This window comes from Sphingobium sp. TomTYG65 (assembly GCF_055395525.1).
Genome location: NZ_AP027330.1, coordinates 2,434,546 through 2,450,000, shown reverse-complemented (window position 1 = coordinate 2,450,000; position 15,455 = coordinate 2,434,546). Strand labels below are relative to the sequence as shown.

Annotated in this window: 13 protein-coding genes and 1 pseudogene (1 of these 14 running past the window's edge); 6 read left to right on the top strand and 8 right to left on the bottom strand. The window is 62.9% G+C overall.

Annotation, left to right across the window (positions count from 1 at the left end):
• Positions 1-1,143, top strand: the 3' portion of a protein-coding gene (locus tag ACZ5Y5_RS12090; RefSeq protein ID WP_464808866.1) for a lipopolysaccharide biosynthesis protein. The gene continues 345 nt to the left of window position 1, outside the view; only the last 1,143 of its 1,488 coding nucleotides appear in the window; its start codon lies off the left edge, out of view; its stop codon occupies positions 1,141-1,143.
• Positions 1,144-1,147: 4 nt separating this feature from the next.
• On the opposite strand, the gene ACZ5Y5_RS12085 is transcribed toward ACZ5Y5_RS12090, so the two are convergent.
• Positions 1,148-1,576, bottom strand: coding sequence for a CBS domain-containing protein (locus ACZ5Y5_RS12085; RefSeq protein WP_464808865.1), 429 nt, complete (start codon positions 1,574-1,576; stop codon positions 1,148-1,150).
• A gap of 75 nt (positions 1,577-1,651) precedes the next feature.
• On the opposite strand from ACZ5Y5_RS12085, the gene ACZ5Y5_RS12080 reads away from it, so the two are divergent.
• Together ACZ5Y5_RS12080 and ACZ5Y5_RS12075 are read left to right on the top strand one after the other, a co-directional pair.
• Entirely contained in the window at positions 1,652-1,951 is a 300-nt protein-coding gene (locus ACZ5Y5_RS12080) for a hypothetical protein (protein WP_464808864.1), read from the top strand.
• A pseudogene (locus ACZ5Y5_RS12075) lies at positions 1,941-2,319 on the top strand (acyl-CoA thioesterase). Before ACZ5Y5_RS12080 ends, ACZ5Y5_RS12075 begins: the two are co-directional and overlap by 11 nt.
• A gap of 86 nt (positions 2,320-2,405) precedes the next feature.
• Here ACZ5Y5_RS12075 and ACZ5Y5_RS12070 read toward each other — a convergent pair.
• The 4 genes from ACZ5Y5_RS12070 to hisS all read right to left on the bottom strand — a co-directional run bounded on the left by ACZ5Y5_RS12070 (position 2,406) and on the right by hisS (position 6,682).
• Positions 2,406-3,188, bottom strand: coding sequence for a DUF4167 domain-containing protein (locus ACZ5Y5_RS12070; protein ID WP_464808863.1), 783 nt, complete (start codon positions 3,186-3,188; stop codon positions 2,406-2,408).
• Between the two features lie 316 nt (positions 3,189-3,504).
• Positions 3,505-4,332, bottom strand: coding sequence for a peptide chain release factor N(5)-glutamine methyltransferase (gene prmC, locus ACZ5Y5_RS12065; RefSeq protein ID WP_464808862.1), 828 nt, complete (start codon positions 4,330-4,332; stop codon positions 3,505-3,507).
• Positions 4,329-5,420, bottom strand: a complete 1,092-nt coding sequence (gene prfA / locus ACZ5Y5_RS12060) for a peptide chain release factor 1 (protein WP_464808861.1) — start codon at positions 5,418-5,420, stop codon at positions 4,329-4,331. The genes prmC and prfA overlap by 4 nt, the downstream gene beginning before the upstream one ends.
• A complete protein-coding gene (hisS, locus tag ACZ5Y5_RS12055) occupies positions 5,420-6,682 on the bottom strand; it encodes a histidine--tRNA ligase (RefSeq protein WP_464808860.1) in 1,263 nt (420 codons plus the stop codon). Before hisS ends, prfA begins: the two co-directional genes overlap by 1 nt.
• Before the next feature lie 152 nt (positions 6,683-6,834).
• On the opposite strand from hisS, the gene ACZ5Y5_RS12050 reads away from it, so the two are divergent.
• Together ACZ5Y5_RS12050 and ppa are read left to right on the top strand one after the other, a co-directional pair.
• The gene (locus ACZ5Y5_RS12050; protein ID WP_464808859.1) at positions 6,835-8,748 is read left to right on the top strand and encodes a M61 family metallopeptidase; all 1,914 of its coding nucleotides are present in this window, start codon (positions 6,835-6,837) and stop codon (positions 8,746-8,748) included.
• Positions 8,749-8,789: 41 nt separating this feature from the next.
• Complete coding sequence (gene ppa, locus ACZ5Y5_RS12045; RefSeq protein ID WP_464808858.1) at positions 8,790-9,332, top strand: inorganic diphosphatase; 543 nt, start codon at positions 8,790-8,792, stop codon at positions 9,330-9,332.
• 88 nt (positions 9,333-9,420) lie between these two features.
• On the opposite strand, the gene yczR is transcribed toward ppa, so the two are convergent.
• Complete coding sequence (gene yczR / locus ACZ5Y5_RS12040) at positions 9,421-10,884, bottom strand: MocR-like transcription factor YczR (RefSeq protein WP_464808857.1); 1,464 nt, start codon at positions 10,882-10,884, stop codon at positions 9,421-9,423.
• Between the two features lie 144 nt (positions 10,885-11,028).
• Positions 11,029-11,490, bottom strand: a complete 462-nt coding sequence (locus ACZ5Y5_RS12035; protein ID WP_464808856.1) for a hypothetical protein — start codon at positions 11,488-11,490, stop codon at positions 11,029-11,031.
• A gap of 85 nt (positions 11,491-11,575) precedes the next feature.
• Here ACZ5Y5_RS12035 and gyrB point away from each other — a divergent pair, with 85 nt between their 5' ends.
• On the top strand, positions 11,576-14,083 hold the full coding sequence (gene gyrB, locus ACZ5Y5_RS12030) for a DNA topoisomerase (ATP-hydrolyzing) subunit B (protein ID WP_464808855.1): 2,508 nt from the start codon (positions 11,576-11,578) through the stop codon (positions 14,081-14,083).
• A gap of 34 nt (positions 14,084-14,117) precedes the next feature.
• Here the strand turns inward: gyrB and ACZ5Y5_RS12025 are convergent, their stop codons facing one another.
• Positions 14,118-15,443: a pilus assembly protein TadG-related protein gene (locus ACZ5Y5_RS12025; protein WP_464808854.1), complete on the bottom strand. Its 1,326-nt coding sequence runs from the start codon at positions 15,441-15,443 to the stop codon at positions 14,118-14,120.
• Positions 15,444-15,455 lie beyond the last annotated feature (12 nt).

The window sequence follows — 15,455 nt, the reverse complement described above, 5'->3', positions numbered from 1 at the left end:
TATGATCAGCCGATGGTGGCCGACCTGCTGCGGGTGCAGGCGCTGCTCTACCTATCGACGCCCTTCATCTCGATTCCTGAAGCGCTGATGGGCCGGGCGCTGGATTTCCGGCGGCCTGCGCTGGTCAACCTGATCGCGGCGGCGGCTTCAGCGGCGGTTGCGCTAACCGGCGCCCTGTCGGGCTGGGGCGTATGGACGCTGGTGTTCGCGCCGATGGCGGGCTTTTGGGTCAAGGCCGCTGGCTATGTGCTGGCGACCGGCTTCCGGCCGATTCCCAGCTTCGATTTCCGGGGCACGGGCGCGATGGTGGCCTATGGCGCGTCGCTGCTGGGTGGTCAGCTCTTCTGGATCGTTCAGAGCCAGGCGGACATTTTCATCGGCGGGCGCGCGCTCGATCCCCATCAGCTTGGCCTTTATGCCGAAGCGTTGTTCCTGACGCAGATTTTCGTGTCGAAGTTCATCCCGCCGCTCAATGACGTAGCCTTCCCGGCCTATGCGCGGATGCAGAACGATCCCGGGCGAATCGCCTGGTCCTTCTGCAAGGCGGTGCGCCTGCTGCTGCTGATTTCCTGCCCGGTCTACCTGGGGATGGCGGTGACGGCAGAGCCGCTTGTGGAAACGCTGTTCGGGGAAAAATGGCTGGAGATGGCGCCGTTCGTATCGGTGCTGGCGCTGGCCATGCCGTTCATGACCTTGCAGGTGATGTTCGCCCCGGTCAGCAACGCTTTGGGGCGACCGGGTACTACGGCGCAAATCGCCGCGGTGGGTGCGGTGCTGATGCCAGCGGCTTTCCTTGCCGGCATCCAGTTCGGCGCCATCGGGCTGGCCTGGGCATGGCTCTGCGCTTTTCCGATCCTGACGGCGGCGACGGCGCATTTGGCCGGAGCGCCGATGGGACTGCGATTCGGGGACCTGATTCGTGCGGCGGCCCCCGGCCTTGGCTGTTCGGTCCTGATGGCGGGAGCGGTGATGCTGCTCGATTCGCTTCTGCCTCCCCTGCCCGCGCTGCTGCGCCTGAGCGTGCTGGTGCCTGCGGGCGGTCTTGCCTTTCTTGCCGCGCTGATGCTGTGCGCGCGCGGCACGCTCTTGGAATTGGCAGCCCTGGTGATTCGGCGCGCGCCGCCAGAGCCCGCCTCCACCTGACGGCTCAGGCGGACTGGATATAGTCGCGCAGCGCCGCGGCTTCCGATTCGATCGTGTCGATGCGGAACTTGACGAGGTCGCCGATCGACACCAGCCCGACCAGCGCTCCATCGACCACCACCGGCAGATGACGCACGCGCTTCTTGGTCATCAGCGAGAGGCAGTGAATGACGGGCGTCTTGTCATCCGTGGTGATCGCCGGGGCGGTCATCACGTCGGCCACCCGTCGCTCCAGCACCGCAGCGCCGTCCCTCGCGATATGGTGGACGAGATCACGTTCCGAAAAGATGCCGAGCACCTGGCCGTCATCGACGACCGGAACGCAACCGATCCGCCCCTCCGACAAGAGCTGAACGGCCGAAAGGACGCTGTCGTCCGACCTGACCTGAGTGACTTCGCGCCCCTTGCCCTGCAGAATCGCGGTGATCGTCATGCCCCGTCTCCTTGCCGTTATGACTTTATGGTCCAGTCCCTTGATGATCCCACTTTCACACCCCAAAGAAAAGGCATGACGCAGCCGCAAGGCCTGGATGATCCGCAGATCGCCGCAACGGCGTGGAGACGGTTCCGCCGCATCATGCTGTGGATGGCGGCGGGCGGCGCGCTGTGCGTCGGCATAGCTCTGGTCTGCTTGCGGATCTACGCGGGACCCATGCCGATTCACATGATCCTGGCGACCGTCATCGGGGTCTGGTTGACCTTCATGCTCGGGACAGCTTTGATGGCGCTTGTGTTCCTGTCGAGCGGAACAGGCCATGACGATCAGGTGATCGACCCTCTGAAGGACGAGGTATCCATTGACGACTGAGAACAGGGGCGAACTGGTCTTGCGCGTGGTGCCGCGCCTGACGGAGATCAACAGCAACGGCCATATCTTCGGCGGATGGATTCTGAGCCAGATGGATATCGCCGGGGGCATCGTCGCCGGTCGGCTCGCGCGCGGCGCGGTCGCCACTGTGGCGATCGATGGCATGAAGTTCATATCCCCCATGCTGGTGGGCGATGTTAGCGGTCTATGCGCGGGAGGAACGGCGGGGCCGCACCTCGATTGGTATTCGCGTCGATGTAGTCGCCACCCGCGGCACAGATCAGCAGCAGGTCGATCTGACCAGCGGCCTGTTCACCTTCGTTGCGCTGGATGAGCAACATCGGCCAAGGGTGCTGCCCGAGGATTGACGCCCAATGAAAAAGGGAATGACGCGTGCGCCATTCCCTTTTTCTGTTTCTAACGGCCGCTCTTTTCGAGCGGAACCTGTTTCAACTCACTCAGCCGCTTCAGCAGCAGGACGAGCGCGCCGGGTGCGCTTGCGCGGTGCTTCCTCGGCAGCGGGCTCGCTGTCATTGTCGGCGCGGGCGATCGAGGGCGGCAGCACGGCCAGATCCAGCCCTTCGCTGCCCTCCGACTTCGCAGCTTCAGCCTTGCGCGGACGGCCCCGGCGGGGACGCGGCGCTTCGGCTTCCGCTTGCGCCTGCGGTTCCGGCGCGCGCTCGGCTATCGGCGCAGGGGCGGGAGCCTCGGCAGCTTCCGGCTGCTCGGACGCCTCGGCAAAAGCAGGGCGCTCGCGGCGTGGCCGGTCGCGGCGATTTCGGCCGTCGCGATTGTCCTGATAGTCGCGCGGCTGATCCCGGCGGCGTTCGCCTTCATAGCCACGCTCGAACTGCTGCTGCGGCTGCTGCGGCTGCTGTTCTGCGCGATTGTCGTCGCCCGCATAATCGGACGTATCGAAATCATCGCCTTCATAATCGAGATTGTCGTCCGGACGGCGGAAGCGCTGCTGCTGTTCTTCCTGCCGGGCACGATTGTCAGCAAGGACGCGGAAATAATGATCGGCGAACTGCAGATAATATTCCGCATTCACCCGGTCGCCGGCCATCTGGGAGTCGCGGGCCATATTCTTGTATTTTTCAAGAAGCTGGGCCGCATTGCCGCGTGCACGGTTGTCAATCCGGTTACCGCTGTCGCCACCGCCCCGATTACCACCATTGGGGCGACCGTTGTTGTTCCGGCCGCGATTACGGCGACCGGCCTGCCTGTTGTTGATCAAGACCTGGTCCTTGCGTTCACTTTGCCAACATTCACTGAAATCATCGTTCAGTCGCTATCCTAAAGCACGGCCCGCTCATCAGGCCGGGTAGGGCTCCGCCGGACAGGGGCTGCGCGACAGCCCTTGCCCTTACGCTGCCAGAGGCGCCTGCGCAGCAGCGCCGTCGTGACTTTGAAGGAGCGGGAAAACGGCCTTTTCTTGGCTAAGCCCCACAGGGCAGATCCTCAGGATAGTGCCGTCCCTGCCCCTCATGTAGTGTCTTTAAAGCCATAAACCAAGCAAATTTCACTTGGATGCATGCAAATGCGCCGTTGGTTCAGAAGGGCTGCGCTAGCGTCGCTACAAGGCAGCGGTCATGCCCCGCCAGATCCGAGCGGCAGGATACGCTAAGTGCTTGACGGACAAGCAAAGCCGATACGCTTTCCCGCTGATCATAGCCTATCTCGATTGCGGCCATGCCCCCGCTGGCAAGCAGGGCGGGCAGCATCGGCGCGATCCGTCGATAATCGTCCAAACCCTGCGCGCCTGCATATAAGGCGCCTTCCGGCTCATGCAGCACATCTCCTGCCAAGGCTGCGTCCTGTGCGATATAGGGCGGATTTATGAGGATAAGGTCGAACGGCCCGGTCACCCCCTCCCCCCAATCACCCAGGCGAAAGGACGCGCGAGTGCTCAACCCGAGCCGCTCCGCATTGCCTTTCGCCACAGCCAGCGCGGCGGGAGAGATGTCGATGCCCAGTCCCCTTGCCTGCGGCCATTGATCGAGCGCCGCGAGCAACAGCGCGCCCGATCCAGTCCCAAGATCGAGGATGCGGGCGGGAGCACGGCTGCCGAAATGGTCAATCGCCGCTTCGATCAACGTTTCCGTGTCGGGCCGAGGAATGAGAACATCGGGCGTCACATGGAGGCTGACGGTCCAGAAATCACGCGTGCCGGTGATATAGGCGATGGGCTCTCCAGCCAGCCGACGCGCGATCAAAGCATCATAGCCAGTTGGCACGGCCAGTTCGCGCTGGCGGAGCAGAAGGTCGTTGCGATCCATGCCAAGCGCGTAGGCGAGCAGCAACTCGGCATCCAGGCGGGGCGTATCGCTGCTTTGCTCAAGACGGGCAGCCGCATCGCGCAGCGCCTGCGCGATACTCACCCGATGCCGTCCAGCTGGGCGAGGCGGGCCGCTTCATCCTCAGCGATCAGCGCGTCGATGATTTCCGAAAGGCCCGGCCCTTCAAGAATTTCCGGCAGGCGGTGCAGGGTCAGGTTGATGCGGTGGTCCGTCACCCGCCCTTGCGGGAAATTATAAGTGCGGATGCGCTCTGAACGGTCGCCCGATCCCACCATCGCCTTGCGCGCGCCAGCCTGCTCGCTCTGCGTGCGTTCGCGCTCAGCCTCATAAAGGCGGGCGCGCAGCACCTGCATCGCCTTCGCCTTGTTCTTGTGCTGCGATCGTTCGTCCTGCTGCGTCACCACGATACCGGAGGGGAGATGGGTGATGCGCACGGCGCTATCGGTCGTGTTGACATGCTGGCCGCCTGCGCCCGACGCGCGGTAAATGTCGATCTTGAGGTCGCTGTCCGCGATCTGGACGTCCACCTCTTCCGGCTCCGGCAGCACGGCGACCGTCGCGGCAGAGGTGTGGATGCGCCCGCCGCTTTCGGTGACAGGGACACGCTGGACGCGATGAACGCCGCTTTCGAACTTGAGCTTGGCGAAAACGCCCGTGCCGGTGACGCTGGCGGCGACTTCCTTGAAGCCGCCTACTTCGGCTGCATTGGCGGAGATCATCTCCATCCTCCAGCCCTGCGCGTCGGCATAGCGCTGATACATGCGGAACAGGTCGCCAGCAAAGAGCGCAGCTTCATCGCCGCCCGTGCCGGCGCGGATTTCCAGCATCGCCGGTCGCGCGTCCGCCGCATCCTTGGGCAGCAACTGAAGTGCCAGAGCGCGTTCGGCATCGGGCAGCTGACTTTTAATCAGCTGCATCTCCTCCTGCGCCATTTCGCGCATGGCGGCGTCGGCGTCGGCATTCTCGCCACCCGCCATATATTCGAGCGCCTGAAGCTCCTGCCGCAACCGACGCACCTCATGCGCGGCCTTGGCCACCGGCTCGATCTCGGCATATTCCTTGGACAGCCGAACGAACTCCTCAGGCGCGAGGTCGGCACGCGTCATCGACGCCTGCACCTCATCCCGGCGCGCTTCGATCTGCGCGATGCGTTCGGCGGAAATATGCATCAGATGGCCGTCAGCTTTTCGACCAGATCTGTAAGCGGCACCGCCTGTTGCTCCCCAGAACGCAGGTCACGCAGCGCTGCTTCACCACGCGCCAGCTCATCATCGCCAAGGATGATCGCCCAGACAGCACCGGAGGCATTGGCCCGCTGCATCCGCTTTTTCATGTTACCGCGATAGCCCATGTCGCAGGCCACGCCCGCACGGCGCAGATCAGCGATGATGCTGGTCGCTTTGGCTTCGGCCGCTTCGCCCATCGGGATGACTGCTACGCGGGGCTTGTCGAGTTCAGGCGGGTCGATCAGCATCGCCAGCCGCTCGATACCCGCTGCCCAGCCGACTGCGGGGGTGGAAGGCCCGCCGAGATTTTCGATCAGCCCATCATAGCGCCCCCCACCGAGGACCGTACCCTGCGCGCCCAGCCGATCGGTGATGAACTCGAACGCCGTGTGGCGGTAATAGTCAAGCCCACGCACCAGCCGGGCATTGCGTTCCCAGGCGACACCTGCGGCATCGAGACCTGCCGTAACCTTTTCGAAGAAGCTGCGCGCTTCATCGGTCAGATAGACGTCGATATCCGGCGCGCTGTCCGCCACCGGGCGGTCGCGCGGATCCTTGCTGTCGAGGATGCGCAGCGGATTGCGGTGCAGACGATCGAGGCTCTCTTCGGAAAGTAGATCGCGGTGCGCTTCGAAATGGGCGACCAGAGCAGCACGCCAGGCTTCGCGGCTCTGCGCATCGCCCAGCGTGTTGAGGTTGAGCGTCACGCCTTCCGACACGCCGAGTTCGCGCAACAGCTGATCGGCGAAGACCAGCAATTCCACGTCCGCTCCCGGCTCGCCTGCGCCGATGATCTCGGCGTCGAGCTGGTGGAATTGACGGAAGCGGCCCTTTTGCGGACGCTCATAACGGAAAAGCGGGCCATGGGTCGCGACCTTCAGCGGCGCATATTGCTGCCAGCCTTCGGTGACATAAGCGCGCGCGATCCCGGCAGTGAATTCGGGGCGCAGGGTGATGCTGTCTCCGCCGCGATCCTCGAAAGTGTACATTTCCTTGGAAACGACGTCCGTGCTTTCGCCCAGCGAGCGGGCAAAGACGGCGGTGGATTCGAACACCGGCACTTCCACGCGCTGGAAACCATAGAGCCTGCGCACCCGGTCGAAGGTCGCGACGACATGGGCGAAGCGCTCCTGGAACGCCTCGCTCGTACCACCCAGCATGTCCTGCGTACCGCGCACCGGACGCGGGGTTTCAATTTTCGCCATGGGGATGCGCCTTTAGCGGCAAAGAAGGCCCATGGAAACGCGCTTTTTTGTCACATTATGTCGCAGTGTGTCTTGGGGGTGGACGGGGCCATCCGCGCTCGCCATGCTGGCTGCATAAGGCATTCCAGCCTCATCCTTTTTCGGAGATTGCCATGGTCCGCAGCCTTGCTGCCGCTCTTCTGCTTTCCACCGCGATTGCCAGCCCCCTGCTTGGTCAGGATGCCGTAAGGTCAAAGCCAACCGCCCTGCCCGTCAACTATGCCATCCCCGCGCCTCGCGATGTTCCGTATCCGGGCGGCATCATCCGCCTGGAGGTCGACGCCAGCGACACGCTGCAGCGCATATTTCGCGTCAGGGAAACCATTCCCGTAGCGACTGCGGGGCCGATCACACTGCTGATGCCGCAATGGCTGCCCGGCAATCATGCCCCGCGCGGGCAGATTGAAAAGCTTAGCGGCTTGACCTTCACCGCGGGCGGCAAGCCGCTGGCATGGAAGCGCGACCCGCTCAACGTCTATGGCTTCGTCATCGACGTGCCGCAGGGCACGAAAGAGGTGGTGGCGCAGTTCCAGTTCCTGTCGGCCACCCAATCCAACCAGGGCCGCGTGGTCGTGACGCCCAAGATGCTGAACATCCAGTGGGAGTCGGTGTCGCTCTATCCAGCCGGCTATTTCACGCGTCAGATTCCGGTGCAGGCGACCGTCACCTATCCTGATGGCTGGCAAGCAGCGACGGCGCTGCGCGGGAAGAAGACGGGGTCGACTGTCGCCTATGAGACGATCGACTATGAAGCCTTGCAGGATTCGCCGGTGTTCGCCGGACGTTATTTCAAGCCGGTCGATCTCGGCCATAATGTCACGCTCAACATGATCGCCGATGATGCGGACGAGCTGGACGCAAAGCCCGATCAGATCGCCAAGCACAAGAAGCTGGTCGATGAGGCAGGCGCGCTGTTCGGTACCTATCATTTCGACCATTATGATTTCCTCTTCGCCATCACGGACGAGATGGGCGGCATTGGCCTGGAGCATCATCGATCGTCGGAAAATCAGGTAGAGCCCGGCTATTTCAAGAAATGGGGCGAGGGCGAAGCGCTGCTGGACCGCAACCTCCTGCCGCATGAATTCACCCATAGCTGGGACGGCAAGTTCCGCCGTCCGGACCTGCTGTGGACGCCCGATTTCAACGTGCCGATGCAGGACAATCTGCTGTGGGTCTATGAAGGGCAGACGCAATTCTGGGGCTATGTGCTGGGCGCGCGCTCGGGCCTGTTCACCAAGCAGGATACGCTGGACGCCTATGCCCATATCGCGGCCAAGCTGGATACCACGCGCGGCCGCGAATGGCGGCCGATGGAGGACACGACCCACGATCCCATCATCTCTGCCCGCCGCCCCAAGGGCTGGTCCAGCTGGCAGCGGTCGGAGGACTATTATAATGAAGGCCTGATGATCTGGCTGGAGGCCGACGCGATCATTCGCCAGCAGACAAAGGGTGCAAAGGGCCTCGACGATTTCGCCAAAGCCTTTTTCGGCATCAATCCGGGTGACTGGGGGCAGGTCGTCTATAATCGCGGTGATGTGATCAAGACGCTGAACGCCGTCGCGCCCTATGACTGGACGGGCTTCTTCGCCAAATATGTGGACAGCACGACGCGGGAAACGCCCAAGGGCGGCTTTGCCTTGGGCGGCTACAAGCTCATCTATGGCGACACGCCCAATGCCTTCACCAAAGCGGCCGAAGGCAAGAATTTCGACCAGAGCTTCGGCGTGGGGCTGGTCGTGAAGGGGGATGGCGAGGTTTCGAACGTCGTCTGGGACAGCGCAGCCTTCAAGGCGGGACTGGTCACCGGCGCCAAGATCGTCGCGATCAATGGTGACGAATATTCCGCGGACGTCTTCAAGGCGGCACTGAAGGCCGCAAAACCGATGCAGCTGATCGTCAAACAGGATAAATACTATCGCACTTTGACGCTCGCATATTCAGGCGGGCTGCGCTATCCGCGCCTCGAAAAGACAGGAGAGGGTGAAGGCAGCCTGGACCGGCTGCTCAAACCGAAAACATGAATCACCCGCAGTGCCAACGCGATTTTTAGAAGGCGTAAGTCATGAATATCGAACTGATCCCGGTCGGCGACGATCCGCCCAACAGCCTGAACGTCATCATCGAAGTTCCGACCGGCGGCGAACCTGTCAAATATGAGTTCGACAAGGCATCGGGCGCTCTGTTCGTGGACCGCATCCTGCATACGCCGATGCGCTACCCGGCCAATTACGGCTTTGTGCCGCACACCCTTTCGCCCGATGGCGATCCGCTCGACGCTCTGGTGATCTCGCGCTCACCCTTTATCCCGGGCAGTGTCGTGCGCGCGCGCCCGATCGCGGTTCTGAACCTGGAAGATGAAGCGGGCGGCGACGAGAAGCTGGTCTGCGTGCCAGACGACAAGACCTTCCCCTATTATTCGAAGGTTGATGAGAAGGACGATCTGCCCGGCATCGTGATGGAGCAGATCGAGCATTTCTTCACCCACTATAAGGATCTGGAAAAGCAGAAGTGGGTGCGCGTCGGCACTTGGGGCGGTGCGGAAGACGCCCGCCGCATCACGCTGGAAGCGATCGAACGCTACAAGGATGAGAAGAAGGCGGCGTAACAGCCACTTCGCCGAACTAAAAAGGGCCGCGCAGGAAATATCCCGCGCGGCCCTTTTGCATTTCCCATTCCTATCAGGCGACAGTCGGTCAGATAAGCCGATCCGCCTCCAGCGCCGCCGCCAGCGAATCACGGCCGCGCGGCAAGCGTGCATGCAGCCGGGCGTCGGCTTCCGCCAAGCGCTCGACACCTGTGGTCAGCTGCTCCTCCGGCAAGGTGAAAGGCAGGCGCAGGAAGCGTTCGAACGCGCCGCTCACACCGAAGCGGGGTCCCGGCGCGACCCGCACGCCATGGCTTTCGGCGATCGCGGCCAAAGCCGTGGCTTCGGCGCGCGGCAATTCGGCCCAAAGCGACAGACCGCCCGCAGGCGCTTCGACGCGCCACTGAGGAAGATGCTTTTCGATCTGCCCGATCAGATGATCGCGCCGGGCGCGCAGCAAGTCGGCGCGCGGTCCCAGCCCTTCCTCCGCATCGATGAGCTGTGCGACCGCCAATTGCTCGACCACGGGGCTCGCCATGTCCATCGTCGTGCGCAACCGCCCCAGCGCGGCGATCGTCTGCGGGTCCGCCCGAATCCAGCCGACGCGCAAGCCGCCCCAGAATATCTTGCTGGCCGAACCCATGGTGATGACCTGACGGCCCGACGGATCATGGATCGCGACCGGCGGCGGTGCAGGAAAGTCGAGCCCCATCGCGACCATCGTCTCGTCGATGATCAGCGGCGTGTGGCTGCGGGTAGCGGCCGCGACCAGGGCGCGCCGGGTCGCCGGATCCATGCTGCGGCCGGTCGGGTTGTGGAAATCGGCGATGACATAGGCGAAGCGCGGGCTCGTCTGCCTGAAGGCCGCGTCCATGGCGTCAATGTCCCAGCCCTGCGCGGGCAGTCCGACGGGCACCGGCACGACATGGGCGCGCTGCAACGCCTGAATGACATTATGATAGGTCGGATGATCGATCACCGCCCGGTCTCCGGGGCCGGTCAGCCATTGCAGCAATAGCGCGAAGCCCTGCTGCGCCCCATTGGTGACGATGATCTGGTCCGGGCTGGTCGGACAGCCGCGCCGTTCGAACTGGGCCGCGATGGCGCGCCGCAGCGGCGGCAGCCCCAACGGGTCGTAGCCCAGCTCACCCAGAAACGCAGGGAGCGCCTCGACCGCCGCTTGACAGGCGCGGCCGACGCCCGGAGCGGCCGGCAAAGCGGCATGGGTCCAATTGAGGATGTTGCCATGCGAAACCATGTCGATCTCGGGCGTCTCCAGTTCGATCCGGCCGGGCGGCAGCCGCGTGACGCTGCCCGATCCCTGACGGCTTTCCAGATAGCCTTCGTCGCGCAGCCGGTCGAAAGCCGCAGCTATGGTCGTGCGGCTGAGGCCCAGAGAAGCGGCCAGTTCCCGTTCGCCCGGCAAGCGGACATTCAACCCGACCCGGCCGTCGAGCACCAGCATGCGCAGCGCTTGCGCCAGCTGGCGGTAGGCGGGTTCGGCGCTCTCCTCCACTCGCCAGGCGCCCAGCAACCTGAGCAGAGAGGGAGGACGGAGGGCAGAAGTGGACATGGCCAAAACTCTCTTGGACGGTGCAAGGAAAGTCCACTTACCCATGAATGGCTGTTTTGTAAAAGGCCATTCAACGGCACATTGTTCAAACGACCCTTGCCCCCTGACCGGCCAGCAGGAGCCCGCTGGCCGGTCCTTTTCGCGTCAATTGGCGATGAAGCGGATCGATGCGCTGGATGCCCAGCCGCTGACGCAAGGACCGTCATAGGGCTGCCTGCGCTCGACCGGTTCGGACAGGCCGCAATCGGCGGGAGCAGGCGGCAGAACGACCACGCCCAGCCATTTCTGGTCCAGGCTGCGCGTGCAAATATAGGCACGCTCGCCCTCCGCCAGACGGCCGACCTCCTGCGCTTCGGCAAAAGGAGCAGCGCGGATCGCCAGGCCCCGCGCCCCCACGCGCACCGCCTGCCCCATTGCCCCGCAGGCGTCGAGCCGGGGACCGTCTTCGCCGATGGTGACGGGGCGCGTAATCTTCGCTTCCAGCCGGGTTTCGGGCATATCATCGCGCGGCGCGCCCGCGATTGAACTGTTGGGCAGATCCTGCAGAACGTCGCTGCTGTCCGAGCAGGCGCCAAGCATCAGAAGCAGAAGAAGAATGGCGCGCATCGCCGCCTGATAAACCCCGCCGCGCCCAAGCGATAGATGCCATGTTTCGCTTTAGTTTCGTGGCCGCCTTCCCTATATGCTGGCCATGAGCGAGGAAAGTCTAAGCAGCCCCAACAGCAACGCCTACGGCGCCGACAGCATCAAGGTCCTGAAAGGGCTGGACGCCGTGCGCAAGCGGCCCGGCATGTATATCGGCGACACCGATGACGGCAGTGGCCTGCATCATATGGTGTTCGAGGTCAGCGATAACGCGATTGACGAGGCTCTGGCCGGTCATTGCGATCGCATCCTGATCACTCTCAATCCCGATGGCTCGGTGAGCGTCGAGGATAATGGCCGCGGCATCCCCACCGGCATCCATAAGGAAGAGGGCGTGTCCGCCGCCGAGGTCATCATGACCCAGCTGCACGCGGGCGGCAAGTTTGAGAATACCTCGGACGATAACGCCTATAAGGTTTCCGGCGGCCTGCATGGCGTGGGCGTTTCCGTGGTGAACGCACTCAGCGAATATCTGGACCTCAATATCTGGCGGGATGGCAAGGAGCATTATATGCGCTTTGCCTATGGCGACGCCGTCGCACCGCTCAAGGTCGTCGGCGATGCGCCCGAAGGCAAGAAGGGGACCCGCGTCACCTTCCTCCCGTCGACCGAGAAGGTCCCCGGCGATGGGGGCACCTTCAAGAACCATACCGAGTTCGACTTCGACAAGCTGGAGCATCGCTATCGCGAACTGGCTTTTCTGAACTCCGGCGTGCGGCTGTTCCTGATCGACGCCCGGCATGAGGAGAAGAAGGAAGTCGAGCTATTCTATGAGGGCGGCATTGCGGCCTTCGTGAAGTGGCTGGACCGCAACAAGCAGCCGCTGATGCCCGACCCCATCGCCATTGCGGGCAGCCGCGACGACGTCACCATCGACGTCGCGCTGGAGTGGAACGACAGCTATTACGAAAACGTCCTCTGTTTCACGAACAACATCCCGCAGCGCGACGGCGGCACGCATCTGGCCGCCTTCCGCGCCGCGCTGACCCGCACGATCAACAATTATGCCGACAAGTCGGGCATGCTGAAGAAGGAAAAGGTGTCGCTGACCGGCGAGGATATGCGCGAAGGCCTGACCGCCATCGTGTCGGTGAAGCTGCCCGATCCCAAATTCTCGTCGCAGACCAAGGACAAGCTGGTCAGCTCCGAGGTGCGCCAGCCGCTCGAAAGCCTGATGGCCGACAAGATGGCGGAATGGCTGGAGGAAAACCCCCAGCACGGCAAGATGATCGTCCAGAAGGTGATCGACGCCGCCGCCGCGCGCGAGGCCGCGAAGAAGGCGCGCGAACTGACCCGGCGCAAGGGCGTGATGGACATCGCCTCGCTGCCCGGCAAGCTCGCCGACTGTCAGGAACGCGACCCGGCCAAGTCCGAACTCTTCCTGGTCGAGGGTGACTCGGCAGGCGGTTCGGCCAAACAGGGACGCAACCGGCATAATCAGGCGATCCTGCCGCTGAAGGGCAAGATCCTGAACGTCGAGCGCGCCCGCTTCGACCGGATGCTGTCGTCCAAGGAAGTCGGCACGCTCATTCAGGCGATGGGCACCGGCATCCGCGACGATTTCAATCTGGAAAAGCTGCGCTACCACAAGATCGTCATCATGACCGACGCCGACGTCGACGGCGCGCATATCCGCACGCTGCTGCTGACCTTCTTCTACCGCCAGATGCCTCAGATCATCGAGGCGGGGCATCTCTATATCGCCCAGCCGCCGCTCTACAAGGCGACGCGGGGCCGGTCGGAGGTCTATCTCAAGAACGAGGCGGCGCTGGAACAATATCTGGTCGACAATGGCGTCGAATCGATGGCGCTGGAAACGACCGGCGGCATGCGTTCGGGCGAGGATCTGCGCCACCTGATCGAACATGGCCGGCGGATGCGCGCGGTGATGCGCTATGTGCCGCGCCGCTACAATCCCGCGATCATTGAGGCGCTGGCGATCAACGGTGCGCTCGATCCCGAACTCAGCCATGACGGACAGGCCGAACGTCTGACCAACACGGTCAAGTGGATGGACGCACAGGACAATGAAGGCAGCTGGAGCGGCCGGATCGCCGAAGAGGGCGGCTTCCACTTCGAACGGCTGTGGCGCGGCGTTACCGACCATCACATGATCGAACATGGCTTCATCGGGTCGGCGGAGGCGCGCAAGCTGCACGCCATCGCCACCGAAGAAGCAGATAGCTATCGCACCACCAGCCGCCTGGTGACCGCGAAGGCCGCCGCAGCCGCCGAGGAAGCGGGCGATGATGATCTGCCGGTCGTGTCGAAGGGCGCCGTGTCCGTCACGCGGCCGAGCGAATTGCTGGAAGCGGTGCTAACCGCCGGGCGCAAGGGCCTCGCGATCCAGCGCTACAAAGGCTTGGGCGAAATGAACGCGGAACAGCTATGGGAAACCACGCTGGACCCGGACAACCGCTCCATGCTGCGGGTAGAGGTCGAACAGGCGGACGTCGCCGACGAGATTTTCACCCGCCTCATGGGGGACGTGGTCGAACCGCGGCGGGAGTTTATTCAGGATAATGCGCTGAACGTCGCCAATCTGGACGTTTGATCTGATCAGAGGTGAAGCGGCCATTTCGGCCGGTTCACGTTATCAGCCGGACGGCGGTCAGCGACCATTTGTTGTTCCCGCCCGGCAGATCGCACGTATTGGTGATGGTGGCGTTGCCGCTGAAGGAAAGACGCAGGCCGACCATTTGGAAGCAATTCAGCGACATGCCTGAAGTGCCGTTGAATGTCAGTGTATCGTTCGGGAAATAAAAGGCTCCGCTCAGCGTCGAATTGGAATTGCCATTGACCTTACAGCATTGATTGCTCGCCGCCGCCCGGCTGTCACGATAGATGGTGATGCCGGTATAGGTGCCAGTGGTCGATTGCGTAAGATCAACCTCCGCGCCGCCGTTGATGTCCATAGTCGCAAAGCTGTTCGCGTTGTTCGGCGTGGTGCTGGTGAGCACGAACGTACAACCCAAACAGGTGAGATGCCCCTGAGCGCCAACCTGCAGGCCCGCATTGTTCGCGCCGTTGGCTAGATAGTAGGTGCCAGACGATAGTTTGAGCGTGCCTTGGACATTGATGGTTCCATAGCAGCCGGGTGGATAAGAAGCTCCGCTGCTGTCATCAACATTCGCGCCCGATGCGATATCGATGACTTTCCAGTTACTGCCATTCTTGCACTTCCCATTAGAGACATCGCTAGTGCTTGGATCATAATTGTTGCCGGCAAGAGGATCGGTCAGCGCGGCGTGATTAGGCATCAGCATGGTGCCGCTGGCGTAGGCCGTGGATGACGGAATTCCCCCCATCGCGACGATCGGCGAGACTTTCACCGTAGGCTGGCCGTTCACATTGACCGCGTTGGTGGCGATGGAATTGGTTCCTGCGCCACACCCTAGGTCCAGGCTCGAATTGCCCGCGAAAGTGATGCCGGTGTTGTTGCCGCTTTCCTTGGCGAAGAAGCAGACCTTTCCATCGGAAACGACAGCTGCCCGCGCTTCAGCGGATACGTCGGAGGAAGACCGGCCAAACAAGGCCATCAAAAGCGTAGGCTGAGTGCTTACCAGGCGCACATACATGGCCGATGTATAGGTCGTGCCACCGCTGGTGTAGGCTCCCGGTGTGATGGTCGCAGTCGCGCCTGGCACAAGAGCGTTCTGCGTCAGCGCCTTGTTCGCTTGAGCGGTAGCGGTGCTGTTCGTCTGGTCCTGATAGAGCGAATAGGCGCCGGCCATGGCCGCCGAATCCGCCTCGCGCTGCAATTCCCGCTTCACATGCGCCAGCTGCATCGTGTGCACGCCAAGGCCCGCAGCGCCAATCACGACGGGAAGCGCCAATGCGGTCAGCATGAGCGCATTGCCCCGTGCGTCGGACCAGAGCTTGCGAAGGCGGGAACAGCGATTGAGGAATGGCATGGACAGATCCTC

Excerpts from the sequence above, each read along its gene's own strand:
- ACZ5Y5_RS12085 (WP_464808865.1), bottom strand. The coding sequence starts at position 1,576 with ATGACGATCACCGCGATTCTGCAGGGCAAGGGGCGCGAAGTCACTCAG.
- prfA (WP_464808861.1), bottom strand. The coding sequence starts at position 5,420 with ATGCATATTTCCGCCGAACGCATCGCGCAGATCGAAGCGCGCCGGGAT.
- ACZ5Y5_RS12025 (WP_464808854.1), bottom strand. The coding sequence starts at position 15,443 with ATGCCATTCCTCAATCGCTGTTCCCGCCTTCGCAAGCTCTGGTCCGAC.
- ppa (WP_464808858.1), top strand. The coding sequence starts at position 8,790 with ATGAATATCGAACTGATCCCGGTCGGCGACGATCCGCCCAACAGCCTG.
- ACZ5Y5_RS12035 (WP_464808856.1), bottom strand. The coding sequence starts at position 11,490 with ATGCGCGCCATTCTTCTTCTGCTTCTGATGCTTGGCGCCTGCTCGGAC.
- ACZ5Y5_RS12050 (WP_464808859.1), top strand. The coding sequence starts at position 6,835 with ATGGTCCGCAGCCTTGCTGCCGCTCTTCTGCTTTCCACCGCGATTGCC.
- gyrB (WP_464808855.1), top strand. The coding sequence starts at position 11,576 with ATGAGCGAGGAAAGTCTAAGCAGCCCCAACAGCAACGCCTACGGCGCC.
- yczR (WP_464808857.1), bottom strand. The coding sequence starts at position 10,884 with ATGTCCACTTCTGCCCTCCGTCCTCCCTCTCTGCTCAGGTTGCTGGGC.
- ACZ5Y5_RS12080 (WP_464808864.1), top strand. The coding sequence starts at position 1,652 with ATGACGCAGCCGCAAGGCCTGGATGATCCGCAGATCGCCGCAACGGCG.
- hisS (WP_464808860.1), bottom strand. The coding sequence starts at position 6,682 with ATGGCGAAAATTGAAACCCCGCGTCCGGTGCGCGGTACGCAGGACATG.